General features: G+C 72.8%; 24 protein-coding genes, 1 tRNA gene and 2 pseudogenes. 11 read left to right on the forward strand and 16 right to left on the reverse strand.

From position 1 onward, the window contains the following. Positions 1–23: 23 nt before the first annotated feature. The 10 genes and pseudogenes from ACIBA9_RS33725 to ACIBA9_RS33770 all read right to left on the reverse strand — a co-directional run bounded on the left by ACIBA9_RS33725 (position 24) and on the right by ACIBA9_RS33770 (position 10,968). Positions 24–1,325, reverse strand: a complete 1,302-nt coding sequence (locus ACIBA9_RS33725; protein ID WP_399369051.1) for an MFS transporter — start codon at positions 1,323–1,325, stop codon at positions 24–26. Next, the gene (locus ACIBA9_RS33730; protein ID WP_399369053.1) at positions 1,322–2,125 is read right to left on the reverse strand and encodes a polysaccharide deacetylase family protein; all 804 of its coding nucleotides are present in this window, start codon (positions 2,123–2,125) and stop codon (positions 1,322–1,324) included. Before ACIBA9_RS33730 ends, ACIBA9_RS33725 begins: the two co-directional genes overlap by 4 nt. Next, on the reverse strand, positions 2,122–5,220 hold the full coding sequence (locus ACIBA9_RS33735; RefSeq protein WP_399369055.1) for an amino acid adenylation domain-containing protein: 3,099 nt from the start codon (positions 5,218–5,220) through the stop codon (positions 2,122–2,124). The genes ACIBA9_RS33730 and ACIBA9_RS33735 overlap by 4 nt, the downstream gene beginning before the upstream one ends. Next, positions 5,217–6,542, reverse strand: coding sequence for a nucleotide sugar dehydrogenase (locus tag ACIBA9_RS33740; RefSeq protein WP_399369057.1), 1,326 nt, complete (start codon positions 6,540–6,542; stop codon positions 5,217–5,219). The genes ACIBA9_RS33735 and ACIBA9_RS33740 overlap by 4 nt, the downstream gene beginning before the upstream one ends. A gap of 141 nt (positions 6,543–6,683) precedes the next feature. Beyond that, complete coding sequence (locus tag ACIBA9_RS33745) at positions 6,684–6,860, reverse strand: hypothetical protein (protein WP_399369059.1); 177 nt, start codon at positions 6,858–6,860, stop codon at positions 6,684–6,686. A 349-nt stretch (positions 6,861–7,209) separates the two neighbouring features. Continuing rightward, a complete protein-coding gene (locus tag ACIBA9_RS33750; protein WP_399369061.1) occupies positions 7,210–8,157 on the reverse strand; it encodes a LuxR C-terminal-related transcriptional regulator in 948 nt (315 codons plus the stop codon). Between the two features lie 220 nt (positions 8,158–8,377). Further along, positions 8,378–8,623: pseudogene (locus ACIBA9_RS33755) on the reverse strand (L-idonate 5-dehydrogenase); the annotation flags it as partial. Further along, positions 8,599–9,000: pseudogene (locus tag ACIBA9_RS33760) on the reverse strand (SDR family NAD(P)-dependent oxidoreductase); the annotation flags it as partial. The pseudogenes ACIBA9_RS33755 and ACIBA9_RS33760, both read right to left, overlap by 25 nt. Positions 9,001–9,013: 13 nt before the next feature. Then, complete coding sequence (locus ACIBA9_RS33765; protein WP_399369063.1) at positions 9,014–10,411, reverse strand: gluconate:H+ symporter; 1,398 nt, start codon at positions 10,409–10,411, stop codon at positions 9,014–9,016. A 38-nt stretch (positions 10,412–10,449) separates the two neighbouring features. Next, entirely contained in the window at positions 10,450–10,968 is a 519-nt protein-coding gene (locus tag ACIBA9_RS33770) for a gluconokinase (RefSeq protein ID WP_362160832.1), read from the reverse strand. Positions 10,969–11,108: 140 nt separating this feature from the next. Here ACIBA9_RS33770 and ACIBA9_RS33775 point away from each other — a divergent pair, with 140 nt between their 5' ends. Then, a complete protein-coding gene (locus ACIBA9_RS33775; protein ID WP_399369065.1) occupies positions 11,109–11,810 on the forward strand; it encodes a FadR/GntR family transcriptional regulator in 702 nt (233 codons plus the stop codon). A gap of 62 nt (positions 11,811–11,872) precedes the next feature. On the opposite strand, the gene ACIBA9_RS33780 is transcribed toward ACIBA9_RS33775, so the two are convergent. After that, positions 11,873–12,256, reverse strand: coding sequence for a YchJ family protein (locus ACIBA9_RS33780; protein WP_399369067.1), 384 nt, complete (start codon positions 12,254–12,256; stop codon positions 11,873–11,875). 110 nt (positions 12,257–12,366) lie between these two features. Here ACIBA9_RS33780 and ACIBA9_RS33785 point away from each other — a divergent pair, with 110 nt between their 5' ends. Then, positions 12,367–12,678, forward strand: coding sequence for a dsRBD fold-containing protein (locus tag ACIBA9_RS33785; protein WP_399369069.1), 312 nt, complete (start codon positions 12,367–12,369; stop codon positions 12,676–12,678). Between the two features lie 68 nt (positions 12,679–12,746). Here the strand turns inward: ACIBA9_RS33785 and ACIBA9_RS33790 are convergent. Then, a tRNA-Leu gene (locus ACIBA9_RS33790) sits at positions 12,747–12,834 on the reverse strand. A 260-nt stretch (positions 12,835–13,094) separates the two neighbouring features. Between ACIBA9_RS33790 and ACIBA9_RS33795 the strand changes: the two genes are divergently transcribed. From ACIBA9_RS33795 to ACIBA9_RS33805, 3 genes are all read left to right on the forward strand, one after another. Beyond that, positions 13,095–14,420 carry a M20/M25/M40 family metallo-hydrolase gene (locus ACIBA9_RS33795; protein WP_362160842.1) on the forward strand — a complete coding sequence of 442 codons (1,326 nt, stop codon included), beginning with the start codon at positions 13,095–13,097 and terminating at the stop codon, positions 14,418–14,420. Between the two features lie 146 nt (positions 14,421–14,566). Then, complete coding sequence (gene chpH / locus ACIBA9_RS33800) at positions 14,567–14,800, forward strand: chaplin ChpH (RefSeq protein ID WP_362160844.1); 234 nt, start codon at positions 14,567–14,569, stop codon at positions 14,798–14,800. A gap of 143 nt (positions 14,801–14,943) precedes the next feature. Continuing rightward, complete coding sequence (locus ACIBA9_RS33805) at positions 14,944–15,837, forward strand: chaplin (protein ID WP_399369071.1); 894 nt, start codon at positions 14,944–14,946, stop codon at positions 15,835–15,837. Between the two features lie 141 nt (positions 15,838–15,978). Here the strand turns inward: ACIBA9_RS33805 and ACIBA9_RS33810 are convergent, their stop codons facing one another. Then, entirely contained in the window at positions 15,979–16,167 is a 189-nt protein-coding gene (locus tag ACIBA9_RS33810; RefSeq protein ID WP_145882766.1) for a DUF5703 family protein, read from the reverse strand. Positions 16,168–16,214: 47 nt separating this feature from the next. Between ACIBA9_RS33810 and ACIBA9_RS33815 the strand changes: the two genes are divergently transcribed. Next, the gene (locus ACIBA9_RS33815) at positions 16,215–16,928 is read left to right on the forward strand and encodes a hypothetical protein (protein WP_399369073.1); all 714 of its coding nucleotides are present in this window, start codon (positions 16,215–16,217) and stop codon (positions 16,926–16,928) included. 67 nt (positions 16,929–16,995) lie between these two features. Here the strand turns inward: ACIBA9_RS33815 and ACIBA9_RS33820 are convergent, their stop codons facing one another. Beyond that, entirely contained in the window at positions 16,996–19,365 is a 2,370-nt protein-coding gene (locus ACIBA9_RS33820; RefSeq protein WP_399369075.1) for a helix-hairpin-helix domain-containing protein, read from the reverse strand. Then, the gene (locus tag ACIBA9_RS33825; RefSeq protein WP_399369077.1) at positions 19,362–20,345 is read right to left on the reverse strand and encodes an aldo/keto reductase; all 984 of its coding nucleotides are present in this window, start codon (positions 20,343–20,345) and stop codon (positions 19,362–19,364) included. The genes ACIBA9_RS33820 and ACIBA9_RS33825 overlap by 4 nt, the downstream gene beginning before the upstream one ends. Before the next feature lie 185 nt (positions 20,346–20,530). On the opposite strand from ACIBA9_RS33825, the gene ACIBA9_RS33830 reads away from it, so the two are divergent. Next, positions 20,531–21,586 carry an LLM class F420-dependent oxidoreductase gene (locus tag ACIBA9_RS33830; protein ID WP_362160857.1) on the forward strand — a complete coding sequence of 352 codons (1,056 nt, stop codon included), beginning with the start codon at positions 20,531–20,533 and terminating at the stop codon, positions 21,584–21,586. A 339-nt stretch (positions 21,587–21,925) separates the two neighbouring features. Here ACIBA9_RS33830 and corA read toward each other — a convergent pair whose 3' ends face one another. Then, positions 21,926–22,921: a magnesium/cobalt transporter CorA gene (gene corA, locus ACIBA9_RS33835; protein WP_399369079.1), complete on the reverse strand. Its 996-nt coding sequence runs from the start codon at positions 22,919–22,921 to the stop codon at positions 21,926–21,928. 61 nt (positions 22,922–22,982) lie between these two features. On the opposite strand from corA, the gene ACIBA9_RS33840 reads away from it, so the two are divergent. The 4 genes from ACIBA9_RS33840 to mshC all read left to right on the forward strand — a co-directional run bounded on the left by ACIBA9_RS33840 (position 22,983) and on the right by mshC (position 26,514). After that, positions 22,983–23,669, forward strand: coding sequence for a histidine phosphatase family protein (locus ACIBA9_RS33840; protein WP_393901951.1), 687 nt, complete (start codon positions 22,983–22,985; stop codon positions 23,667–23,669). Positions 23,670–23,760: 91 nt separating this feature from the next. Next, positions 23,761–24,351: a DUF3090 domain-containing protein gene (locus tag ACIBA9_RS33845; RefSeq protein WP_362160864.1), complete on the forward strand. Its 591-nt coding sequence runs from the start codon at positions 23,761–23,763 to the stop codon at positions 24,349–24,351. Next, on the forward strand, positions 24,315–25,142 hold the full coding sequence (locus ACIBA9_RS33850; RefSeq protein ID WP_362160867.1) for an SCO1664 family protein: 828 nt from the start codon (positions 24,315–24,317) through the stop codon (positions 25,140–25,142). The genes ACIBA9_RS33845 and ACIBA9_RS33850 overlap by 37 nt, the downstream gene beginning before the upstream one ends. A 142-nt stretch (positions 25,143–25,284) precedes the next feature. Next, positions 25,285–26,514: a cysteine--1-D-myo-inosityl 2-amino-2-deoxy-alpha-D-glucopyranoside ligase gene (gene mshC, locus ACIBA9_RS33855; RefSeq protein WP_399369082.1), complete on the forward strand. Its 1,230-nt coding sequence runs from the start codon at positions 25,285–25,287 to the stop codon at positions 26,512–26,514. The last annotated feature ends 145 nt before the right edge of the window (positions 26,515–26,659 follow it).

The following is a 26,659-nucleotide window of genomic DNA, read 5'->3' on the forward strand; positions in this document are numbered from 1 at the left end:
GCTCCTCCGGGGATGCGGTGGGTTCAGGCGGCGGTGGGGGTGGACACGGTGGCGGGTTCGGTTCCGGCCGGCTCCGGGGCGGCCGGCTTCCTCGGGCGGGTGCCCACCCAGCTGAGGGCGGCGGCGAGCGGGAAGCACACGGCGAGGATCAGCCAGCCCGAGGAGCCGGTGCGGGCGAGCAGCCACAGCACGACGGCCGGCCCGGCGATCTCGGCGGCCGAGAAGCCCAGGTTGAAGAAGGCGAGGTAGCGGCCCTGGGCGGCCTCCGGGGACAGCGCGAAGGAGATCTCCCAGGAGGATGCCGAGTGCAGGAGCTCGGCGACGGTCAGCAGCAGCAGCGCGGCCATCAGCGTGACGGCCGCCCAGGCGGGGGTGTCGACGACACCGCTGGCGGCGAAGGCACAGCAGGCGAACGCCAGCAGGACGGCCGACCAGTTGGTGGCGCGCGCGGCGGAGGGGAGACTGTCGATGTGCCGGGTCACCCTGACCTGTCCGAGCACCGTGATGAGGGTGTTGGTGGTGACCAGGACGGTGATCATCCAGACCGGGGACGGGGTGTGGTCGGCGACCCACAGCGGGAGCACTGTGATGAGCACGGCGTCGTGCAGGAAGAGCACGCCGTTGGAGGCCATCGCGGCGACGAACCGCCAGTCGCGCAGCGGCGGGACCACGGCGCTCGCGGCGCCCTTGCCGCCGTCCTCGCCCTTCGGCGCGGTGGCGGGGCCGACCTTGGGCAGCATGCTGACGAAGGCGAAGACGAAGAGGAAGCTGATCGCGTTGCCGATGAACAGCCAGCGGAACGCGGTTTCGGAACCCGTGGTCAGGGCGATGCCGGCGATGCCGAAACCGATGGTGAAGCCGAGGTTGCGCAGGGATCTGATGAAGCCCATGGTGCGGTTGCGTTCGGTGCCGGTGATCAGGCGCCCCACCAGGGCCTGGTTCAGGGGTTGTCCGGCCCGGTCCATGACGAACAGCAGACAGGCCGTGACGACGAATTCCGTGAAGCCGTTGACGTTGAGGTACGCGATGTAGCCGATGGCCCGCCACAGGACGACGACGAGCAGGACGTTGCGCGGGCCGAACCGGTCGGCGAGCCGGCCCATGGGCACGGTGGTGGCCAGTCCGACGAGGCCCGCGATGCCCATGCCCAGGCCGAGCTGGGTCTCGCTCAAGCCCGCGAAACGGGTGAAGTACAGGGCCGAGCCCGCCAGGAACATACCGGTTCCCACGGAGCCGATCAGCGCGTTCAGCGCGATGATCTTCGATTCCCCGGTGGCGGGCAGGGCCCGGGTGAACCGGTCCCGCCACCTTGTGTGTTCAGTCATGGGGTTCCTCCCTCGGGGCGTGCGGAGTCGGACGGCGGGGCGGTGGGCACGCCGGTCCACCCCTCACGCCAGTGGTCCACCAGCCCGTCCCAGACCTCGACCGTCCCGGACGGCAGGTAGGTGCGCCGGATGGCGTGGGGCGCGGCCGTCCACGGCGCGGCGGCCGAGCGCACGGTGCCGAAGGCGAGCGCGTCTGCGGCGAGGGGGGCCGGCGGGTCGGGGATCCCCCCGTAGGGATAGGCGAACAGGCGGGCGGGGCCCGGCCCGTAGCGGGCCGCCACGTCCGAGACCGAGCCGAGCGTCTCCTCGCGTACCAGGTGCTCGGGGGAGCGGTCGAGGTGGGGGTGGGTACGGGTGTGGGCGCCGATCAGGTGCCCCGCCGCGGCCAGCCGGTCGCACTCGTCGTGGCTGAGCTGGTCCTGGCGCGGCTGTTCGCTGCGGTGGCCGAGCAGACCGGTGCAGACGAAGAACACCGCGCGCACGCCGAGCCGGTCGAGGATCGGCGCGGCGTACACGACGTTGTCGCGGTAGCCGTCGTCGAAGGTGACCAGCACAGTGGGGCGGTCCGGCCGCAGCGGGGCGGGGCCGGCTGTCAGGGCCGAGGGGTCGTACGGGGCGAAGTCCTCCAGCACTCGCGCCAGACCCTGTTCGAACTCACGGGGGGTGAGCGCGGTGTAGTGGCGGACGTCGGGGTGGACGTGGTGGAAGTAGAGGACGAGCGGCCAGCCGGGTGCGCTGCCCGTGGCGGGCTGGTGCTCGGCGGGGATGCCGGGGACGTACGGAGCGGTGGACCGGCTCATGTGGCGTCCTCCGTGCCCCGCGCCAGCGCGGCGTACATGACGTGCTCGATCTCCTCGGCCAGCGCCGCGATCCGCTCCGGACTCCAGCGACCGGTCGAGTACTTCAGGCTCAGCTCCAGCTCGCCGTCGATGATGTCGCCCTCCGCCATCAGCAGGTAACGCTCCCTCTGGAGGGGGGAGCGGTGGGCGCCGAAGCTCTCGTCGGCGGCCCGGAGCACGGCGCCGGACGCCCGCTGCTCCAGCCTGAGCAGATGGCCGCGGAAGTTCAGCCGGACGGTGGGCCTGGGCAGCCCCGCCAAGGCGGTCCGCTCGGCCTCGACGGGCGAGGCGTGGCGCAGCGCGTCGAATCCGTACCGCCGTTCCGGCAGCGCGTGGAGGCCTTCCAGGGCGGAGCGCAGCGCGGTGATGCCCTCGCCCTGCCAGCGCAGCACGGCGGGGAAGGTGCTCTGTACGTAGCCGACGGTGCGGGACAGGTCCAGGTCGCCGACGGAGGTGTCACGGCTGTGCGCGTACACGTCGACGCCGTGCGCGGGCTGTCCGGTCCAGCGGGCGAGGCCACCGACCAGGGCGCCGAGCGCGAAATCGTGCGGGGCGATGCCGGCGGCGGGCAGGTCGTGGGTGACCAGCCGGGTGGCCTCGGCGGACAGCCGGAACCGGTGGGTGCGCAGCGTGGGCAGCCGGTCGTCGTCGTTCCGCTCGGCCCGCAGGACGGTGAACTCCCCGATCTGACGCTCCCATTGCGCGGCGTCCTCGCGGGCCTGGAGGCTGTCCAGCCAGGTGCGGGTCGCGGTGCCGACGGCGCGGGGGCCGGTCGCGGGCGGCGGCGGGGGCGCGTCGGCGAGGAGGGCCTCCAACTCGTCGACGAGGAGTCCCATGGAGACGCCGTCGAGGACGAAGTGGTGCACGGTCAGCAGCAGTCGGGCCGTACCGTCGCCGAGTTCCGCGTACAGCAGTGCGAACACCCGGCCGTCGGCGAGTGACATCGACCGCTGGGCAGCGGCCAGTTCCTCCTCCAGGCGCGCGGTGCGGGTCGCTGCCGGGACGCCGGTGAGGTCGACGATGCGCACACACGTGTCCGGGTCCGGCTCGGCGAGGCAGGCCGTGCCGTCGGCGTGGAGGACCGTGCGTAGCGCGGGGTGGCGGCGCAGCAGGCTCCCGGCGACGGCGCGCAGCCGGCCCGCGCCGACGCCGGGGTCGGTGCTGAAGAGCGCGTTGAGACAGAAGTGGTCGCGCTCGGGAAGGTCGCCGTCGTACAGCCAGCGCCGCTGCGCGGGCAGCAGGTCGAGCGGTCCGGCCGGCTCCTCGCCGGCCGGTGCCGAGGGTGCGGTCCGCTCCGCGGCGCGGGACAGCGCGGCGCGTGCGGTGCGGCCGGTGAGCAGGTCGGCGGGGCGCAGGGGCACGCCGAGGGCGCGCATCCGCGCGCAGACCCGCATGGCCATCAGGGAGTCCCCGCCGCGGCCGAGGAAGTCGTCGTCGGGGCCGAGGTCCGGGTCCTGGAGCAGACCGCGCAGCATCCGGACGGCCGCGTCGAGGGGGGTGAGCGCGTCGTCCCCGTCCGGTGGCGCGGCGGTCGCGGCGAGGGCCGCGGCCGCCTGGGAGGCGGCGGCGCGCCGGTCGGTCTTGCCGGAGGTGGTGAGCGGCAGCCGGTCCAGGACGACGATGCGGCCCGGCACCAGGTAGCCGGGCACCCGCTCGCGCAGCCGGGCGCGCACGTCCCGCGGGTCGGGCCCGTCGGCGGAGCGGCCGAGGGCGGCGGCCAGTACGCGACCCCCGACGCCGTCGTCCAGGGTGAAGGAGGTCGCGGAGGTCACACCCGGGACGGTGAGCAGGTGGCGGTCGACCTCGTCGAGTTCGACCCGGTGGCCGCGTACCTTGACCTGGTTGTCGGCGCGACCCAGGAACTCCAGGTGACCCGCTGGATGGCGGCGCACGATGTCGCCGGTGCGGTACATGCGAGCGCCGGGATGACCGGCGAAGGGGTCGGGGGCGAAGCGCTCCTCGGTGCGGGCGGGCTCGTGGAGGTATCCGGCGGCGAGCAGCGGGCCGCCGATCCACAGTTCGCCGCTCTCGCCGTCGGCCACAGGTTCGCGCCCGTCGTCGAGCACGTGCAGCAGGCGGTCGCCGACGGGGCCGCCGATGGGCAGACCGGCCGTGTCGGGCAGCGGCGCGTGCGGGGGCAGCACCAGGGCACTCGCGGTGATCACGGTCTCGGTGGGGCCGTAGCCGTTGACCAGGGTGGTGTGGGCGAGCGGGGTGCGCCGGTGGGTCCTGGCGTCGTCCGTGGTGGCGCTCTCGCTGCCGATGACCACGGTGCGTACGCCCGCGAAGGCCGGACCGGTCGCGCCGTCGAGTTCGGCGCACGCCATCCGCCAGTAGACCGTGGGGAGCTGGAGCACGGTGACGCCCAGCCGGGCAGTGAGATCGGCCAGTGACGCGGTGTCGGGGACGCCGCCGTGGAAGGCGAGGGTGCCGCCCGCGGCGAGGGTGGGCCAGATCTCCTCCTGCGCGACGTCGAAGCCGAGGCTGGCGAACTGAAGCACCGTGTCGCACGAGGTGAGTTCGAGCAGGGCCGCGGTGGCGGCGACGTGACCGGCCAGCTGTTCGTGGCCGACCAGGACGCCCTTTGGGGTGCCGGTGGAGCCGGAGGTGTAGACGACGTACGCCGGTTCCCGCACGGCCGGTCGCGCCGTGCGGCGTGCGGCGGCGGCCCCCGCGTCCAGGACCGGACCGGTGCCGGGGTCGAACGTCGCCACGGCGCCGGAGTGCCGCAGCAGGTACGCGCGCCGCTCGTCGGGGGTGGCCGTGTCGACGGGCAGGAACGCGGCCCCGGCCAGCCAGGTGCCGAGCATCGCGACGACGGCCTCCGGACCGGCCGGCAGCCTGATCGCGACGATGTCTCCCGGCCGTACGCCGACGCGGTCGAGGTCACGCGCGGTGTCCGTGGCGCGCCGCCACAGGTCGGCGTAGCTGACGGTCGAGTCGGGAGTGCGCAGGGCGACCACGGCCGGGCGGTCGGTGACGCGGGCGTGGACGAGGGCGGCCACGGCGGGCGGAGGGGTTGCCACGGGTGCGGTGGCGGGGCTGGGCGCCGTCATGAAGGTCGGCCGTTCTTCGTGGGGGTGGGTCCGCTGGGATCGAGCACGAGCCGTGCCTTCGCGAGCAGTTCGGCGCGGTACACGCTGTGGTGCTGGACGACGACGGTCAGATCGGCGGCGGCGATCCCCGCGCGCAGGTCGCTGGTCGGGGCGAGCTGACGGCCGCGTACCGCGTACGACTCGACGTACGGGTCGTGGAAGGCCACATCGGCCCCGGCGCCGAGGAGTTCGGCGGCGAGCGGCTCGGCGGGCGAGTGGCGGATGTCGGCGATGTCGGGCTTATAGGTGACGCCGAGGAGCAGGATCCGTGCCCCGCGCACCGGGACGCCGTGCCGCTCCAACAGCTCCCGGGCGCGGGAGGCGACCCACACGGGCATAGAGTCGTTGACGCGTTGGGCCTGCTCCGCCATCCGGAACGGCACGCCCGCCTGGGTCGCGCGGTGGACCAGATACAGCGGGTCCACGGGGATGCAGTGGCCGCCGACCCCCGCGCCGGGGCGGAAGGGCGTGAAGCCGAAGGGCTTGGTGGCGGCCGCCTCGATGGTGTCCCACACGTCGACGTCGAGGCGGTGGCAGATTTGCGCGAACTCGTTGACGAGCGCCAGGTTCACCTGGCGGTAGGTGTTCTCCAGGATCTTCGCGGCCTCCGCCTCGCGGGGCGAGCGGGTGACGTGCACCCGCTCGGTCAGCTTGCCGTAGAACTCGGCGGCGCGGGCGGCGCACGTGTCGGTCAGGCCGCCGACGACCTTGGGGGTGTTGTGGAACCCGAACCGGGTGTTGCCGGGGTCGACGCGCTCCGGGGAGAACGCCAGCCCGAAGTCCCGTCCGGCGACGAGCCCGGACTCCTCCAGGATGTCGCGGATGACGCCCTCGGTGGTGCCGGGGTAGGTCGTCGACTCGACGATGACCAGCTGGCCGGGAGCGAGGTGGTGACGCATCGTGCGGGCGGCGGTCAGCAGCGGTTCGAGGTCCGGCGCGCCGTGGGGGTCGACCGGGGTGGGCACGCACAGCGCGATGATCGTGCAGTCGCGCAGGAACGCGGGATCGGTGGTGGCGTCGAGCAGTCCGGCGACCGCGTCGAGTTCGGCGCCGGTCACCGTGTCCACGGGTGGGCGGCCGATGTTGACCTGCGCCACCAGGAAGTCGCTGAGGTCGAGCCCCCGGGTGCGGTAGCCGGCCGTCGCGGCGGCCACGGCCAGGGGGAGGCCGGCGTACCCGATGCCGACGACGGCCACGTCGACGGTCCGGGTCAGGCCGAGCCTGCGGTCGCTGGCGGCGGCCGCGCCGGGTCCTTCGGGCGGCGCGGCGGCGATGAGATCCATCTGTGCTCCTGGGCGGGAGGCGCGGCTGCTCCCGGGAGGGGAGGCCGCGGGCGCGGGACGGTCCGGGCGGCGGGCGTGAGGAGATGGGAGCGACGCTGGTTCAGCGCCTTTGCAGCCGTGCTGAGCTGCTGTGCTGGGCTGCTACCACCAGCCGTTGTCGCCCTGCGGGCCCGAGGTCATCGCGGGGAGAGCCGGGACCGGTGCGGCGGCCTCGGTGTGGGTGACGGTCGCGGTGCCCGACTCGGACCCGGCGCCGGCGCACAGCGCGGCGAGGGCGAGCAGGGTGGTACAGAAGAAGGCGCGAACAGTCGCAGACATGGTGTTCCCCCGTGGTGTGGATCGCGGTGATGAGGTGGGCGTAGGCCGATCGCTCATTGCTTCGGCCTCGGGTGGCTCTCACCACCGGCCGGCCTCGTAGATCAACTCTGCTCGTCGGTGCCGTACCTGTTCAAGGGCCGCGCGCGGCGTCGACCTGACATGGCGGGCACGTGCCACAGCCGCACCCCGTCTCAGCATGCGAGACGGGGTCAAGGGGGAGTCGGGGCAAAGCGAGAGCCGAGGCGCGGACGCACGGCGTCGAAAGCCCGAGGAAACCGTCATGGAAGGACAAAGGGGCGGGTCACCGCGACCTCTCGTGGTCCGGTGACCCGCCCCTCGTACGGCGCTCTCAGCCCAGCAGCCCCGACTCGGCGATACGCAACGCCGCCTGGAAGCGCGTCTGCGCGCCGAGCCGTTCCATCAGCCCGGAGATGGACCGGCTGAGGGTGCGCGAGGAGATGCCGAGCCGGCGGGCGATCACCTCGTCCTTGACCCCGTCCGCGAGCATCCGCACGATGACACGCTCCGGCCCGTCCAGCACCGGCTCGACCGCCTGGGACGACGGAACGGGGTGCGCGGGCGTGGCGCTGTGCCAGCAGTAGTCGTACAGGGCGTGCAGGGAGCACACGAGCGCCTGCCCGTGGACGACGAGGGCGCCCTGTCCGCTGTCCTCCGGGTCGACCGGCAGCACCGCGACGTCGTCGTCGAACAGGAGCATCTGCAGCGGCAGGTAGTCGGCCGTACGGGCCTCCCGCCCCGGGCGCACGGCGTCGGCCAGGTAGCCGGCCATATAAGGCACCTCGGCGGTCCGGCACGGATACAGTGCCTCCACCTTGATGCCGCGGCTCTCCATCTCCTTGTCGCGCAGCAGCATGTCGTCGATCAGCTCCTCGGGCGGCGGTCCGCCCGGGTGCATCGACCTCATGCGCACGCGCGCGGTGCTCCCGGCGTCCTCCAGGAAGGCGTTCACCAGGGCCGGGTGCGGCAGAGTCTGCACCTCGACCTGTTCGCGCCGAACCTCCGACAGCCGGTGGTAGTCCCGCGCCAGCGTCGAGATCGACTCCCGGATCCGCGACACCAGCTCGGTGTGCGCGGCGACCTGCCGCTCCTCCGCGGAGAACAGTCTGCTCAAGGCCGCTTCCGGGGCCACGGTCAGATAGCCGCTCGACGAGTCGGACGCGGGCGTCAGCAGGCCCAGGACACTGAGTTCGTCACACAGCTGCTCCGCCTCGCCACGCGAACACCGGGCCTCCGCCGCCACGTCCTCCAGCGACCACCCGGGATTGCGAGAGATCAAGCCATAGATCTTGCGGCGTGCTTCGTCGTTCTCCCCCATCGAGAAGTCCCCCTTCCTCCCGCGGCCCCGCGCCGACCGGGAACGCTACCAGCGAGCGGTCGCCGTCGGCAGGTCATATTCGCACAGGCCGAAACACCGGTGGACGTCCCACCGTGGCCGAAACCGGACGCCCGTGCTCGCCGGACCACCCGGTACGCCACGTCCGCTCACGGCCGACGCCTCAAGAGAACTCCAGCAGCACCTTGCAGGACCGTCCGCGGTCGACGGCCCGGGCGAAGGCCGTCGCGGCGTCGTGGACCGGGAACACCGCGCTGATCAGCCCGTCGAACTCGCCGCGCGCCGCCGGCAGTTCCAGCGCCTCGTCGAACTCGGCGTCGAAGTCGCCGGCCGCCTTCGCCGCCGCGACCACCAGGCACCCGATCGGCCCCGCCCCCGTCACCAGCACATGCCTGCCGGACACGCGCCCTTGGTCGCCGCGTACGGCGCGATACCCGGCCGGACCACCTCGCTCTGCGGCGAGCAGATGTTGACGATCTTGCCGTGCCCACGTGCCGTCATCCGCCGGGCGGCCTCCCGACCGACCAGGAACGCGCTGGTGAGGTTGGTGTCCAGCAGGCGGTGCCAGTCGGAGTCGGTGAACTCGCGCAGCGGAGCGCGTAGTTGCATGCCCGCGTTGTTCGCCAGGATGTCCAGCGGGCCCACCCGCTCCTCGACGTCGGCGATGCCCGCGGCCACGGCGGGGCCGTCGGTCACGTCGAACACCGCCGTACGGACCTCACCGGGCAGGTGCGCCGCCGCCAGGGCCGTGCGGCCGCCGATGTCGAAGAGGGGATGAGCCGTCATCGCCGTACCCCGCCTAGACCACGAGGGACAGCAGCAGGATCAGGCCGCCCGCGACCACCGAGATGATCGTCTCCATCACCGACCACGTCTTCACGGTCTGCCCGACGCTCAGCCCGAAGTACTCCTTCACCAGCCAGAAGCCGGCGTCGTTGACGAAGCTGAAGAAGAGCGAGCCGGCACCGACGGCGAGGACCAGCAGGGCGGTGTGGGTCGTCGACATGTCGGCCGCGAGCGGCGCGACCAGACCGGCCGCCGAGACCGTCGCCACCGTCGCCGAACCGGTCGCCAGCCGGATCACCACCGCGATCAGCCAGCCCAGCAGCAGCGCCGGGATCGACCAGTCCTTGGAGATGTCCAGGATCATCTGGCCCACCCCGGAGTCGATCAGCGTCTGCTTGAAGCCGCCGCCCGCACCGACGATCAGCAGGATGCCGGCGATGGGCATCAGCCCCTTCTCGACGGTCCGCTGCAGGCGCTCCTTGCTGAACCCGGCGGGCCGGCCCAGCGTGAAGAACCCGACCAGCACGGCGGCGAGCAGCGCGATCAGCGGCGAGCCGACGACGTCGAAGACCCGCTGGGTCCGGTTCGCCGGGTCGTCCACGACGATGTCCACCAGCGCCTTGGCCAGCATCAGCACCACCGGCAGCAGCACGGTGGCCAGCGTCGCCCCGAAGCCCGGGCGGCCCTTCAGCTCCTCGGAGGGGCGCTGCGGCAGCATGCGCTCGGGAGCCGGGACGTCCACCCAGCGCGCCGCGACCTTGGAGAACAGCGGACCGGCGACGATCACCGTCGGTATGGCGACGAGGATGCCGAAGGCCAGCGTCACGCCCAGGTTGGCGTGCAGCGCGTCGATCGCGACGAGCGGGCCGGGGTGCGGCGGGATCAGACCGTGCATCACGGACAGGCCGGCCAGCGCCGGGATGCCGATGCGCATCAGGGAGTAGTTGCCCCGTTTGGCGACCATCAGCACGACCGGGATCAGCAGCACGATGCCGACCTCGAAGAACAGCGGAAGGCCGATCACGGAGGCGATCAGCACCATCGCCCAGGGCATGGCGCGCCCGCCCGCCCGGGCGAGGATCGTGTCGACGATCTGGTCGGCGCCACCGGAGTCGGCGAGCAGCTTGCCCAGGATCGCCCCGAGCGCGATCAGGACGCCGACGCCGGCCACGGTGCTGCCGAGCCCGGTGGTGAAGCTGACGATGGCCTTGTCGAGCGGCGCGCCGGCGACCGCCCCGAGCACCAGCGCCCCGATGGTCAGTGCCAGGAAGGCGTGGAGCTTGAACTTGGTGATGAGCAGGACGATCACGGCGATGCCCACGAGGACGGCGATGCCCAGCTGGGCGTGTCCGGCGGAGGTGATCGGCGGAGGCGCGTCCGCTGCCAGCATCTCGACGCTGAGTCTGGTCACGGGGGTTCCCTTGCGAATACGGGGGACGGGGGTGGGTGTTACTCGGATGCCACGGGAAGCGTGTCCAGCGCCCGTACTGCGCGTTCGGTGATCTCCTGGGGGCTGCCGTCGACGTCCACGGCGACTCCAGCCTCGTCCGACTCCAGGGGCTGCAGCGTGGCGAACTGGGAGTCCAGCAGCGCGGTCGGCATGAAGTGCCCCTGCCGCTGCGACATCCGGTCCTCGATCAGCTTCCGGTCACCCGAGAGGTGCACGAACACCACTCCGGGGGCCACGGCCCTGAGCCGGTCGCGGTACGACCGCTTCAGCGCCGAGCTGCTGACCACCCCGCCGAGCCCGGCCCGCCCGTGCGCCCAGTGTCCGATGGCGTCGAGCCACGGCCACCGGTCGGTGTCCTCGAGCGGGATGCCGGCCGACATCTTGTCGATGTTGGCCTGCGGGTGGAAGTCGTCGCCCTCGGCGTACGGAACGCCCAGCCGCGCGGCGAGCAAGGGACCGATCGTCGTCTTGCCCGTCCCCGCGACGCCCATCACGACGACGACCTGGGGGGTACGCATCACTGCCTCGCTGTCTTCCTCGACATCCGACGCCACATCGGCGTCGCCACACTGAAACCCATTAGGTACGACGAATTCAAGAGTTTGTGATTTATAAGTCTGACTTTTTGTGTCAGTGATCCACGCCGTACTCTGAGTGCATGACCACACCGGGCCGGGGGCTGCACGGCCGCGTACTGGACACCCTGGGCCCCGCGATCACGGCGGGCGAGTACCCGCCCGGCAGTGTTCTGCGCACGGACGAACTCGCACAGCACTTCGAGGTCTCACGTTCCGTGATGCGCGAGGCGGTGCGCGTACTCGAATCCATGCACCTGGTCGAGTCCCGCCGCCGGGTGGGCGTCACGGTCCGCCCCAAGCCCGAGTGGAACGTCTACGACCCGCAGGTCATCCGCTGGCGCCTCGCGGGCGCCGACCGCCCCCAGCAGCTGCGCTCCCTGACGGTGCTGCGGTCCGCGGTCGAGCCGGTCGCCGCGGGCCTCGCCGCCCAGCACGCCACGCCCGAGCAGTGCGCCGAGCTCACCGAGTGCGCCCTCGGCATGGTGGCCAACTCACGCGGCCACCGACTGGAGAAGTACCTGGTCCACGACGTCGCCTTCCACCGGGTCGTCCTCAACGCCTCCGGCAACGAGATGTTCGCCCGCCTCGGCGATGTCGTCGCCGAGGTCCTGGCCGGACGCACCCAGCACGAGGTCATGTTCGAGGACCCCGACCCGGCGGCCGTCACCCTGCATGTGCGGGTGGCCGAGGCGGTCCGCGCCGGCGACGCGGCCCGCGCGGAGGAGCTGACCCGGCAGATCACCGTGGGCGCCCTCCAGGAACTCGACATCCTGGCGCCCTGACGGCGGGTCCCGACGGCGGCCACCGACCTCGGGCCCCGGCGACGGAACCCCACGCTCGGGGGCTACTTGCCGTCCTCGGGGAAGTCTCCGTCGACGTACACCCACGCCCCGGCCACCCGCTCGAACCGGCTGCGCTCCAGCAGCGACCCGCCCCGGTAGGAGGCGCGGAACGTCACCGTGCCCGTGGTGTGGAAGGCGGACCCGTCGGCGGTGCCGAGCACCTCCAGCCCCGTCCACCTCGTCCGGGGATCGAGATCCAGCCGCTCCGGCCGGGTCCGCGGATGCCAGGTCCGCAGCAGATACCCCGCGTCCCCCTTCACGAACGCGCAGTAACGCGACCGCATCAGCGCCTCGGCGGTCGGCGCGGTGTCCGGACCGGCGTGAAACCGGCCGCAGCAGGCGTCGTAGGGCCGGGGCAGTCCGCAGGGGCAGTGGCGCGTGGTCATGCCCCCATTCTGCCCGCGGCCGGGGAGGCGCCCGCCCCTGACCGGGTGCACAGTGGAAGGGCCTGACCGACGTGCCCCGCCGGGCGTAACGCAGGGAGGAGCGACGGACGATGACCCGTCCCGTGCGAAGCCGTCCTCCGGCCGTCAAGGAGTGGCGGCTGAACCTCTACCTGTCCGAGCGTGACCCGGACACCACCGCCCGGATCGTCCTGGACACCGGCGACAACGTCCTGGAGAGCTGCGCCGAGGCCCGCCGTAGCCCCTACGACCCGGCGATGCCCGACATCGGAGACGAACTCGCCGCCGGACGCGCCCTCATCGCCATGGGCCGCATGCTCCTGCGGGCCGCCGACGGCGACCTGAGGACGACGGGAGCCGCCGAGGACGAGGGCCCGAGCCCGCTGTGGCTGACCCGGGAGTGACCGCGTCGACCCGGCGGTGACCGCACCCCGGGCACGCGAAAGGCCCCCGCGAATCGCGGGGGCCTCACTGGTGTCCGAGGGGGGACTTGAACCCCCACGCCCGATAAAGGGCACTAGCACCTCAAGCTAGCGCGTCTGCCATTCCGCCACCCGGACAAGGTGTCTGTCGTGCGAGGCTTCCCTCGGCGGGGCTCCCTCGCGGCGACGAAGGAAACATTACCAGGCTTTCCGGGGTGGCCGATCACCCCCTGTTCCCGTCGCCGGGCAGGCGTGAACGGCGTGTGACGGGCCGGGACCGGTCTTGGGCCCACGGCGGGGGCGGAGAGAGGATGAGGAGACCGCCGGCGGGACGGACCCGTACGACGACGGGCGCGACGGCCGGCGGACAACCGGCAGTGACAGCGGGAGGAACCAGCGTGAGCGAGACGGACACGACCAGGCACGTCACCGGCGAGGACGAGGTCGTGGACCTCTGCCGCGACCTCATCCGGTTCGACACCAGCAACTACGGCGACCACTCCGGACCCGGCGAACGCAAGGCGGCCGAGTGGGTCGCCGAGAAGCTCGCCGAGGTCGGACTGGAACCGAGGATCTTCGAGTCGCACCCGGGCCGCGCCTCGACGGTGGCCCGCATCGCGGGTGAGGACCCCTCCCGGCCCGCGCTGCTGATCCACGGCCACCTCGACGTCGTACCGGCCAACGCCGGCGACTGGACCCACCACCCCTTCTCCGGCGAGATCACCGACGGGTGCGTGTGGGGGCGCGGTGCCGTCGACATGAAGGACATGGACGCCATGACGCTCGCCGTCGTGCGCGACCGGCTGCGCAGCGGGCGCCGGCCGCCGCGGGACGTCGTGGTCGCCTTCCTCGCCGACGAGGAGGCGGGCGGCACCTACGGCGCCCGCTACCTGGTCGATCACCACCCCGAGCTGTTCGAGGGCGTCACCGAGGCGATCAGCGAGGTGGGCGGCTTCTCCTTCACCGTCGACGACCAGCGGCGGCTCTATCTGATCCAGACCGCCGAGAAGGGCATGCACTGGATGAAGCTGACCGTGGCCGGCACCGCCGGGCACGGCTCGATGATCCACCGCGACAACGCCATCACGGAGCTGTCCGAGGCGGTCGCCCGGGTCGGCCGGCACACGTTCCCGGTGCGGGTCACCAAGACCACGCGGGCCTTCCTCGACGAGCTGGGTGACGCGCTCGGCACCGAGCTGGACCCGGAGGACATGCAGTCCACGCTCGCCAAGCTCGGCGGCATCGCCAAGCTGATCGGCGCGACCCTGAGCAACACCGCCAACCCCACCCAGCTGAACGCCGGGTACAAGGTCAACGTGATCCCGGGCGAGGCCACCGCGCACATCGACGGACGGTTCCTGCCCGGCCACGAGGAGGAGTTCCTCGGCGACCTCGACCGGCTGCTCGGACCGCACGTCCGCCGCGAGGACGTCCACACCGACAAGGCGCTGGAGACCACCTTCGACGGGGCGCTGGTGGAGGCCATGCAGTCCTCGCTGCTGGCCGAGGACCCCACCGCCAAGGCGATCCCCTACATGCTCTCCGGCGGCACCGACGCCAAGTCCTTCGACGACCTCGGCATCCGCGGCTTCGGCTTCGCGCCGCTGAAGCTGCCGCCGGAGCTGGACTTCGCCGGCATGTTCCACGGTGTCGACGAGCGCGTGCCGGTGGACGGGCTGCGGTTCGGCGTCCGGGTGCTCGACCGTTTCCTCGACGCGTCGTGAGGCCCTGACCTCAGCTAATCGGGCAGTCGTACGGGACCGACTGAGAAGAGTGAATGCGACCATAAGCTCGTAGCTCCATTAGTTCCTCCTCGTTACAGGTGATGCGATCAGCTACTTGTTATCGCATTGCCAACGAGGAGGAACTAATGATCAAGAAGGTCGTCGCCGCTGCGGCCGCCACCGGTGGACTGGTTCTCGCGGGTGCGGGCCTGGCCGTCGCCGACTCCGGTGCCCAGGGTGCCGCCGTGCACTCTCCGGGCGTCGTCTCCGGCAATGTCATCCAGGTGCCCGTGCACGTCCCGGTGAACGTGTGCGGTAACACGATCAACGTGATCGGGCTCCTGAACCCCGCCTTCGGCAACACCTGTTTCAACAAGTGACGCCGGCTCCCTGAGGGGGCGCGTTGTCAAGCCGTCGGCCTCGGAGCGCGCACCATGCGCCCCGGGGCCGACCGGCTTTTCCGTACCGGTCCCGCCACGCGGACCGGTCGTTCAGGGAAAACGAAGGCAGGGGGGAACTCAGCATGCGACAAGGCACCCGCAAGGGCCTGATGACCATGGCCGCAGCGACCGGTGTGATCGCCGCCGCGAGCGGCTACGCCCACGCCGACTCGGGCGCGCACGGCAGCGCCACCGGCTCACCCGGCGTACTGTCCGGCAACACGGTGCAGGCGCCGGTGCACGTGCCGGTGAACGTCTGCGGCAACACCGTGAACGTCGTCGGGCTGCTCAACCCGGCGATCGGCAACACCTGCGCTCACGGCAGCGGCAGGTCCGGGGGGTACGGCGACACGAGCGGCCACTCCGGCTCCGGCGGCGCACACGCCGGCGGCCACACCACGGGGTCGCCGGGGGTCGGATCCGGCAACACCGTCCAGGTGCCGATCGACGCGCCGGTGAACGTCTGCGGCAACAGCGTGAACGTCATCGGCGTCGGGAACACCGCCACGGGCAACGACTGCGGCGACGGCGGCCACCACGGCACGCCACCGGGCCACGGCCACGGCAACCCGCCCGGAAAGCCGGGACACCCGGGACACCCGGGACATCCCGGGGAGCCTGGTCACCCCGGGCAGCCTGGCCATCCGGGGCAGCCCGGTCATCCGGGGCAGCCCGGTCATCCGGGTCAGCCCGGGCACCCCGGCACGCCGCATCAGCCGGGTACGCCGGGTCAGCCCGGCCGGCCCGGTGCTCCGGGCGGGCCCGGGACGGGCACTCCGCCCGCCGGTCATGGTTCCACGTCCCACGGTGCGTCGCAGGTCAGCGCGGAGTCCGGCAGCCCGGCCGGATCCGGGGCGGCCGGCACCCAGCTCGCGCACACGGGCGGCGACGTGCCCCTGGGACTCGCGCTGCCGGTCGGCGCGGGCGCCCTGCTCGCGGGCGCGGTGCTGTACCGCAAGGGCCGCTCCGCGGCCTAGCCGTACCGCCGCGGGGCCGACGCGGTACGGCGCGCGCCGCCGCTACCGCCCGTGCCGCCCGACATCGAGGCCGTCACCGCCCGGGACGACGGAGCGGGCCCAGCCATGCCGACGGGGCCCGCTCCGTTCATCAGTGCCACCTCACCACGTGGCCCGCACCTGGCGGATGATCCGCCGGCGCAACCGCACCCTGCGGCTGCCGTCACGCAGCAGGCTCAGTCGGTCCAACTCCCAGTTTCCGTACTCGGCATGGTCGGTCAGCAGACGAGTCGCCTCCTTGCGGGACACCCCGCGAGGCACGTACACGTCGACAAATTCGTATTCCGGCATCGCATCTATTGTGCGGGCTGGTGCCCGGTACGGATAGCGTCTGCACTATGTCTGATGCTGCGCAGCCCACCGCTGCCGAGGTACGCGCCGCCGCCGAGTCGGTCAAGACCGCGCTCGACCGCCACCTGGCGGCGGTCGAACGCAGGTCGGGGGAGGACGACCCGGCGGTCTCCGAGGCGTTCAACCAGCTGGCCGCGGCCGCCGAGGCGTACGACGAGCTGCTCTACGACCGCTACGACGAGGTCACACCTTTCGAGATCCCGGGCGCGGAGGACACCCTGCCCCCGTACGCGGGACCCGAGGAACCGAGCGCGCTCAGTGTGCTGATCCGCCGCGACTACACCGTCGCCGAACCCCAGCGGCTGCTGGCGCAGGCCCAGCGCGTGGAGGCGGCCGAGTACGAGCAGATCGGCGGCGACGGCGACGAGGCCGCCGGTACGGTCCCCGGGGCGCTTGGCGTCCTCTTCGGCGAGTTCGAGCCGGACGAGATCGCCTCCCGGCACAAGGAGTTCGGTCTGGAGGAGGGCGACTCCACGCTCTGGGTCACCGCCGCGGACGAGGCTCCCGAGGCGGGCGAGTGGCTGGACGCGCCCTTCGAGCACATCGACGCGCAGCGGGTGGTGTGCCGCTTCGACGTCAGCGCGGTGTTCGACGACGAGGACGTCGAGGACGAGGACGACCTCGAGTTCGTCGAGGACGAGGCCACCGTGGACGAGACCGGTGACGGCACCGGGGCCGGGGCCGGGGACACGGAGAGGTGACCTCGGCCGGCGGTGCCGCGGCGCCTGTGAAGCGCCGCGGCACCCCGGTCGCCGCCCCGGGCCGGCGTCAGCCCGCCGCCGGGATCTGGGGGCGCAGGAGGGCCCCCAGGCGGGTCGTGCGGGGCCTGGCCGGGATCTCCGCGACCGCCTTCGGCAACGCCTGGTCCACGCCGTGGACCACGGACAGATGCCGTTCCGCCCGCCCGAACGCCGTGTACACCCAAGGTCTGGTGAGAGTCTGAGCGGCGTCACCGGGCAGCACCACGACCACCGCCGGCCAGCGGGTGCCCACCGCCTGGTGCGCGGTCACCGCCCAGCCGAGCCGCACCTGGCTCTCCACCCGCTCCCGGGGCACCACGACGGCCGCTCCCGCGCACGTCAGATGCAGTCCGTCGGCGTCGGCCCGCACCACCACGCCCGGCACCGAACGGCCCGGCGCGGGGGAGTAGACGACCCGGTCACCCGGGTCGAAGCCGCCGAACCGGCCCGGCCCGGGATTGAGGCGCTCCTTCAGCGCGGTGTTGAGAGCGCGGGTGCCCGCGGCGCCGCCATGGCCCGGCGTGATCACCACGGTCTGCTCGGCCGGGACACCGATCGCCCGCGGCACCGAGTCCGCGACCAGCTGCACCGTCCGGTGCACGGCCTCGCCCGGGTCCCGCACCGGAACGATGACGATCTCCTTGCCCGGCGCCTCGACCTGGTTCAGCTCGCCGATACCGACCCCGGAGAGCAGCTCGCCCAGCGGACCGGGATCGGGCACCCGGGAGGCGATCTGGGGACAGGCACGGGCGGCGAGGAGATCCGCGAAGACCCGGCCGGGTCCGGCCGACCACAGCACCCCGGGATCGCCGCCGAGCACCAGCCGGGCCCCGTCGGGCAGCGACTCCACGAGCATCGCGGCGCTCTCCAGGTCCAGCTGGGGGGCGTCCGACACGATCAGCAGATCGAGGTTCAGCGCCCCGTCCGCGTCCCGGCCGGGGCCCTCGGCGCCGGACAGCAGACCGGCGACCGTCCCCACACTCCGCTCCGCCGGTTCCCCGCCCTCGCCGAGCAGCGCCGCGAGGCGGCGACCGCCGTCGGGGGTGTGGCAGGCCGCGAAGGCCCGCAGACCCGCGGCGCGAGCGGCACCGAGCAGCGCGGCCGGTTCGGCGCGGGCCGCCTCCCCGCCGGTGTGCAGCACCAGGGCGTGCCCGGCGACCGCGCGGCCCACCTCGGCCGCGCCACCGGACACCCCGGAGGCCAGCGCCTGCCACGCCTGCTCGGCGTCCTCGGACAGCGAGTTGACCAGCCGGGCCAGACCGTCGGCGAGACTCTCCTCCGCCAGCGCGTACCGCTCCAGACCGACCAGGACCCGGACGGGGCGCTCCAACTCGCCGTCCTCGGCGCCCTCCTGCCGCGGGGCCGGGGCCCCGGGCTCGTCCAGGGCGTCCTGGAACAGCAGGGCCTCGCCCTCCGCGAGGGCGCTCTGCACCGCCGCGTCCGGGTCGGGCACGCCCTGCCGGCCCAAGGCAGTGATCAGCGCGGGCAGTTCCAGGGCGGTGTGTCCCGCCACGGCGGCCTGCTCCAGCAGCCAGGCGGTCACCGCGCGGCCGCGCCGCTCGTCGTCCGGGCCGCACTCGGCGCCGAGCAACGCCCGTGCGAAGCCGTCGGCCTGCTCGGGCCGGACCCCGCCGACCTGCAACAGCCGCCAGGGGTCCGCCCGGAGCGTGTCACCGGCGCCCTCGCCCAGCGCCGCGGCCACCTGCGGGGCCAGCGTGTCGGGCGCGCCGCCCTCGCCCAGCACCTCGCGCACGGCCGCCACGGTCTCCGGCGCGGGTACACCCGCCGCCACGGTCGCGGGGACCGGCTGCGGGGGGCGCACGGGTTCCGGAGCCGGGCGGCGGGGCGCGGGCGTCGGATCGGCGAACACCGCGGCCGTCGGCTTCTCGCCGCTCTCCACGGCGCGCACCGCGGCGAGCAGGTCCGCCGCCTTCCCGCTGAGCTTGGTGCCGCTCTGGACCGGGGCCGCCCGCTCCGCCTTGCGCCGCTCGATACGCTCCCGCTCGATCCGCTGCGCGGCCAGCTCCGCCGCGGCCTCGGACAGCCCACCCGCGCCGGCACCGCCGTCGGCGGCAGCCCCTTCAGCGCTCTCCGAGTCCTCGGTGTTCGTCGGTCCGTCCGCGCTCTTCGAGTCCTCGGTGTTCGTCGATCCGTCCGCGCTCTTCGAGTCCTCGGTGCTCGCCGATCCGTCCGCGTTCTCCGAGTCGTCCGTGCTCTGCGAGCCGTCCGCCTTCTCCGCGTCCCCGGGGCCCGTCGTGCTCCCCGCGCCCCCGGTGTCGGCCACGCTTCCCCCGGCGTCCGCGGGCGCGGCTTCCGGCGCGGTCCCTTCCCGCTCGGCCCGAGGGGTGTCCGGTGTCCCCGGCCCGGCTTCCTCCGTGGTCTCCGGCTCCGTGCTCACAGCGTGCTCCAGTCGTGATCGGGATAGCGGTGCACGGGCGCCGACACATCGTCCAGCGCCCGGCAGATCTCGTCAGGAAGACTAAGGGCCTCCACTGACAATGCCGCCGTGAGCTGCCGGGCGTTGCGTGCGCCGACGATCGGTGCGACCACCCCCGGCCGGTCCCGGACCCAGGCGAGGGCCACCTGCAGCGGGGTGACCGCGAGCCCGTCGGCGGCCGTCGTCACCGCGTCCACGATGCCGGTCGCCGTGTCGTCCAGGTAGGGCTCGACGAACCGGGCCATGTGGTCCGAGGCACCGCGCGAGTCCTGGGGAATGGTGTGCCGGTACTTGCCGGTCAGCACGCCCCGGCCGAGCGGGGAGGAGGGCAGCATGCCCACCCCCAGGTCCAGCGCGGCGGGCAGCACCTCGCGCTCCACGCCCCGCTGGAGCAGCGAGTACTCCATCTGCGTGCTGGCCAGCCGGGTGCGGGTGCCCGGCGCCGCGAGCTGCCAGGTGGCGGCCTTGGCCAGCTGCCAGCCGCAGAAGTTGGAGACGCCCGCGTACCGGGCCCGGCCGCTGCCAACCGCCAGGTCGAGGGCCTGCAGCGTCTCCTCGAGCGGTGTCTCGGGGTCGAAGGCGTGGACGTGCCAGACGTCCACGTAGTCCGTCCCGAGACGGCCCAGCGAGGCGTCGAGCGCGGCGAGCAGATGGCCCCGGGAGCCGTCGAAACGGCGGTCGGGGTCGGGGACGCTGCCGGCCTTGGTGGAGATCACCAGGTCCCGGCGCGGCACCAGCCCGTCCAAGAGCTGTCCGAGCAGATACTCCGCCTCGCCGTCCCCGTACACGTCGGCGGTGTCGACCAGGGTGCCGCCGGCCTCCCAGAACGCCTTCAGCATGTCCGCGGCGTCGTGCTCGTCGGTGTCCCGGCCCCAGGTGAGGGTGCCGAGGCCGATCCGGGACACGCGCAGGCCGGTACGGCCGAGATGCCTCTGCTCCATGTCCGCGAGATTACTGGCCAGAACTGCTGCCGTGGGTTGCCTGTGGATAACTCGACCGGCCCGCTCGGGGCCGCCTCGGACCGCGTGATCCGGCCCTCTGTCCCGGCCGTGCCCTGCCCGCGGGCCGTACCCCCGCGCTAAGGTCGGCGCCACACGACGTTACTCACGGGTAAGGGGATTCGGCCATGCAACTCGGGATCAACCTCGGCTACTGGGGTGCCGGAATGGACGGGGACAATCTGGCCGTGGCGCAGGAGGCCGACCGGCTGGGCTTCTCGGTGTGCTGGGCCGCCGAGGCGTACGGCTCCGACGCGGCCACCGTGCTCAGCTGGGTCGCCGCGCAGACCGAGCGCATCGACGTCGGCTCGGCCATCTTCCAGATCCCGGCCCGCCAGCCGGCGATGACCGCGATGACGGCCGCGACCCTCGACTCCCTCTCCGGCGGCCGGTTCCGGCTCGGTCTCGGCGTCTCCGGGCCCCAGGTCTCCGAGGGCTGGTACGGCGTCAAGTTCGACAAGCCGCTGGCGCGCACACGCGAGTACGTGGAGATCGTCCGTCGGGCGATGACCCGGGAGCGGCTGACGTACGAGGGCGAGCACTGGACGCTTCCGCTGCCCGACGGCCCGGGCAAGCCGATCAAGCTGACCGTGCACCCGCAGCGCGAGCACATCCCGCTGTACATCGCCGCGATCGGTCCGAAGAACCTGGAGCAGACCGGCGAGATCGCCGACGGCGCGCTGCTGATCTTCCCCGCCGCCGAACACCTCGAGGACACCACCCTCAAGTACCTGCGGGCCGGGCGCGAGAAGGCGGGCAAGACCCTCGACGGGTTCGACGTCTGTCCCACGCTGCCGCTGGCCGTCGGCGACGACCGGGACGTGGCCCGCCTCGCAGACACCTTCCGCCCCTACACCGCGCTGTACGTCGGCGGCATGGGCAGTGCCAAGCAGAACTTCTACAACCAGCTCGCGCAGCGCATGGGTTACGAGAAGGAGGCGGCCGAGATCCAGCGGAAGTACCTGTCGGGGGACAAGCAGGGCGCCGCCGCCGCGGTCCCGCAGGACCTCATCGACAAGACCACGCTGCTGGGTTCGGTCGACCGCATCGCCGACCGGATGAAGGCCTACGCCGCCGCCGGGGTGACCACCCTCAGCCTCGCCCCGGCCGGCTTCACGCTCGACGAGCGGCTCGCCTCCCTGCGGGCCGGCAGCGAGGCGCTGGAGCGTGCCGGCCTCGCTTAGGGCGCAGGGCGCACATCCACGACCGGCCCTGAGGGCCTCTCTTCCGGATCTTGCCGGGGTCGCGGGGTCCGGCCATGCGGCGTCCCCCGACCCCGGGCGGCCTTGTCCGAGAGAACGGCCCATTCGGGAGGGAAGGTCAGCGGCCGTGGTGGGGGCTCGGGGGTCTTCCCCGCCACGGCCGTCACGGGGAACAACGCGCCCGGCGCCGCCCGGTTACGACCCGCGCGGTCCTTCATCCGGCAGAGTCTGTCCGCACACTTGTCGCGGCTCCCATATGCCCGCATTCGCCCGAGTCGAGACCGGTCACGCCGGCGCCGGACCGCCCGAACCGACCCCGGCTCAGAGCCACCCGCGCCGCTTGAACAGCCGGTACAGCACCATCTCCAGCGCCCCCATCACCAGGATCACCGCCGGGTACGACCACACCCAGTGCAGCTCGGGCATGTGGTCGAAGTTCATGCCGTAGATCCCCGCGATCATCGTGGGTACCGCGGCCATCGCCGCCCACGCCGAGATCTTCCGCATGTCGTCGTTCTGCCGCACGCTCGTCTGCGCCAGATGGGCCGACAGGATGTCCGACACCAGCCGGTCCAGGCCGTCCACGGACTCGTTCACGCGCGCGAGGTGGTCGTTGACGTCCCGGAAGAAGGGCCGCGCCTTGTCGTGCACGAACGGCACGTCGCCGCCGAACTGGCCCACGCCCGCCAGCCGGGTCATCGGCACCGTCAGCGGCCCGGTGGCCCGGCGGAACGTCAGGACCTGCCGCTTGAAGGCGTAGATCCGGGACGCGGTGTTGCGCGAGCCGCCGGTCTCCGGCTGGAACACCTCCGCCTCCAGCTCGTCCAGGTCGGTCTGCAGCTCCGTCGCCACCTCCAGATAGCGGTCGACGACGGCGTCGGACACCGCGTACATGACCGCGGTGGGGCCCTTGTCCAGCATCTCGGGCTCCTTCTCCAGCCGGTGCCGCACATCCGCCAGCGGCGAACCCTCACCGTGCCGGACGGTCACCACGAAACAGTCCCCGATGAAGATCATGATCTCGCCGGTCGAGACGGTGTCGCCCTCCGGCTCGTACGTGACCGGCTTGAGCACGAGGAACAGCGAGTCGTCGTAGACCTCCAGCTTGGGCCGCTGATGCGCTTTAAGCGCGTCCTCGACCGCCAGCGGATGCAGCCCGAACTCGCGGGTGACGAGGTCGAACTCCCGCTCCGACGGCTCGTGCAGCCCGATCCAGACGAAACCGCCCGCCGCCCGCGCCTCGTCCAGCGCGTCGGACAGGTCCTCCGGGCCCTCGGTGCGGTGCCCGTGCCGGTAGATGGCGCAGTCAACGATCACGCGGCGCATTCTCCCTTCGCCCGCCCACCACCGCCCGGTGGTGAACACCTACCCTTGCCGCATGCCCACGCTGATCCTTCTAAGGCACGGACGTTCCACCGCCAACACCTCCGGGGTCCTCGCCGGCTGGACGCCGGACGTCGCCCTGGACGAGCGCGGCGCCGCACAGGCCGCCGCGCTGCCCGGCCGGCTCGCGGGCCTGCCGATCTCCGAGGCCGTCCTCAGTCCCCTGCAGCGCTGTCAGGAAACCGTACGGCCGCTGCTGGAGGCCCGTCCCGAACTGCGCGCCCACACCGACGAGCGGATCGGGGAGTGTCACTACGGCGACTGGACCGGCCGCAAGCTCGCCGAGCTGACGGACGAACCCCTGATGGAGGTCGTCCAGTCCCACCCGTCGGCCGCCGCCTTCCCCGGCGGCGAGTCCATGAGGGCCATGCAGACCCGAGCCGCCGAGGCCGTACGCGAGTGGAACGCGCGCGTGGAGCGCGACCACGGCGCCGACGCCGTCTACCTCATGTGCTCCCACGGTGACATCATCAAGTCCCTCGTCGCGGACGCCCTCGGACTCCATCTCGACCTCTTCCAGCGGATCTCCGTGGAACCGTGTTCCATCACCGCGATCCGCTACACCCGCCTCAGGCCCTACGTCGTCCGCCTCGGCGACACCGGGAACTTCGCCGCACTCGCCCCGCGCGAGGACTCCGGCGAGGGCGACGCACCGGTCGGGGGTGGTGCGGGCGCACCGTGATCGTCGCCCGCAGTAGGGTGAAGCGATCCACCCACCCGCCCAGCCGCATGGCCCGCACCGCCGAACCTCTCGAATCCCATGGAGACAGGACGTGTCCCGTCAGGTGTTCCTCTACGACCAACCGGACCGTTTCGTGGCCGGCACGGTCGGACTGCCCGGGCGCCGTACGTTCTTCCTCCAGGCCACCGCAGGCCCCCGGGTGACCAGCGTGGTCCTGGAGAAGACCCAGGTCGCCGCACTCGCCGAACGCATGGAAGAACTGCTCGACGAGGTCGTACGGCGTAGCGGCGGCAGCGCCGCCGTGCCCGCCGTGACCCCCTCGGAGATCTCCGACACCGCCCCGCTGGAGGCGCCCGTCGAGGAGGAGTTCCGCGTCGGCACCATGGCCCTGGCCTGGGACGGCGAGGACCAGCGCATGATCGTCGAGGCACAGGCCCTCGTCGAACTGGACGCCGATACCGAGGAAGACCTCGCCGAGGCCGAGGAGCGCCTGCTCCAGGACGAGGAGAACGGACCCCCGATGCTCCGGGTCCGGCTCACCGGCGCCCAGGCCCGGGCCTTCGCCAAGCGCGCCCTCGACGTCGTCAACGCCGGGCGGCCGCCGTGCCCGCTGTGCAGCCTCCCGCTCGACCCGGAAGGACACGTATGTCCGCGCCAGAACGGATACCGCCGGGGAGCGTGACGGCCGCCGACACGGACCTCGCCGAGCTGCTCGCGCGAGGTGAACTGACCGTACGCGGCCGGATCCGCGAGGCGTCCAACGCGGCCCTCTTCTGCACGGTCGCCCTCGACGGCCGGGAAGCCTCCTGCGTGTACAAACCGGTGGCCGGGGAGCGCCCACTGTGGGACTTCCCCGACGGCACCCTCGCGGCCCGCGAGGTGGCCGCCTACGAGGTGTGCGAGGCCACCGGCTGGGGGCTCGTCCCGCCGACCGTGCTGCGCGACGGGCCGTACGGCGAAGGCATGTGCCAGCTGTGGATCGACGTCCACGCCGAGGCGGAGCTGCTCGCCCTGGTCGACGGCGAGGAGCCCGGGCCCGGCTGGAAGGCGATCGGCTTCGCCGAGGTCGGCGAGGGCCGCACCGCACTGCTCGTGCACGCCGACGACGAGCGGCTGCGCCGCCTCGCCGTCCTCGACGCGGTGATCAACAACGCCGACCGCAAGGGCGGCCACCTGCTGCCCACCGCCGACGGGCGGCTCTACGGGATCGACCACGGCGTCACCTTCAACGCCGAGAACAAGCTGCGCACCCTGCTGTGGGGCTGGGCCGGGGAACCCCTCACCCCGGAGGCCGTCGACGTCCTCAAGGGGCTGCGGGACGCCCTGGGCGGACCGCTGGGCGAGCGGCTCGCCACCCTCGTCACGCCCGCCGAGACCGACGCCACGCGCGCGCGTGTCGACGCGCTGCTCGCCTCCGGCCGCCACCCGGAGCCGAACGGGGAGTGGCCCGCCATTCCCTGGCCGCCGGTCTGACCACGCCGAGGGCGGGGCCCCGGCGCGAGGACGCCCCGCCCCGGCACCAGCACAGTGCGGCGCGGCCCGCAAGGGCGCCGAACCGGCCATCCGGTCCGATCCCGTTCGTATACGCAGCTCGCCGCCGGTTAGGCTCATGTACATGCATGCCTGGCCCGCTTCCGAGGTCCCCGCCCTGCCTGGTCAGGGCCGCGACCTGAGGATCCACGACACCGCGACCGGCGGCCTCGTCACCCTCGACCCCGGTCCCGTCGCCCGTATCTACGTCTGCGGCATCACCCCGTACGACGCGACCCACATCGGTCACGCGGCGACCTACAACGCGTTCGACCTCGTTCAGCGCGTGTGGCTCGACACCAAGCGGCAGGTCCACTACGTCCAGAACGTCACCGACGTCGACGACCCGCTGCTGGAACGAGCGGAGCGGGACGGCGTCGACTGGGTCGCCCTCGCCGAGAAGGAGACCGCGCTCTTCCGCGAGGACATGACCGCCCTGCGGATGCTCCCGCCGCGGCACTACATAGGCGCCGTCGAGGCGATACCCGGCATCGTCCCGCTCGTCCAGCGGCTGCGCGACCTCGGCGCGGCCTACGAGCTGGAGGGGGACATCTACTTCTCCGTCGAGTCCGACCCGCACTTCGGCCAGGTCTCCAACCTCGACGCGGCCGCCATGCGGCTGCTGTCCGCCGAGCGCGGCGGCGACCCGGACCGCCCGGGCAAGAAGAACCCGCTGGACCCCATCCTCTGGATGGCGGCCCGCGAGGGCGAGCCCAGCTGGGACGGCGGCCTCCTCGGCCGGGGACGCCCCGGCTGGCACATCGAGTGCGTCGCCATCGCCCTGGACCACCTCGGCATGGGCTTCGACGTCCAGGGCGGCGGCTCCGACCTCGCCTTCCCGCACCACGAGATGGGCGCTTCGCACGCCCAGGTCCTCACCGGCGAGTTCCCCATGTCCAAGGCGTACGTCCACGCCGGCATGGTCGCCCTGGACGGCGAGAAGATGTCCAAGTCCAGGGGCAACCTCGTCTTCGTCTCGCAGCTGCGCCGCGACGGAGTCGACCCGGCCGCCATCCGGCTCGCCCTGCTGGCCCACCACTACCGCGCCGACTGGGAGTGGACCGACCGGATCCTCCAGGACGCCGTCGCCCGCCTCGACCGCTGGCGCGCGGCCGTCTCCCGGCCCGACGGCCCGTCCGCCGACGCACTCGTGGAGGAGATCCGCGAGGCCCTGGTCGACGACCTGGACGCGCCCACCGCGCTCCGCGCCATCGACCGCTGGGCGGCCCGTCAGGAGCGCGACGGCGGCACCGACACCGGCGCCCCCGGCCTGGTCACCCGGGCCGTGGACGCCCTGCTGGGCGTGGCCCTCTAGCGCGGGACACCCCGGCACGAGGAGTGCGGGGGCGGCACCCTCACCGGGCGCCGCCCCCGCACGGCCGTAAGGCACCCCCCAGCCCGGAAGGTCGCCCCCGAAGCCCGCCCGCAAGGGCGCCCCGCGGGGATGCCTCCCCGCAACC

It is taken from the genome of Streptomyces sp. NPDC051452 (assembly GCF_044454765.1).
Classification (GTDB): Bacteria; Actinomycetota; Actinomycetes; order Streptomycetales; family Streptomycetaceae; genus Streptomyces.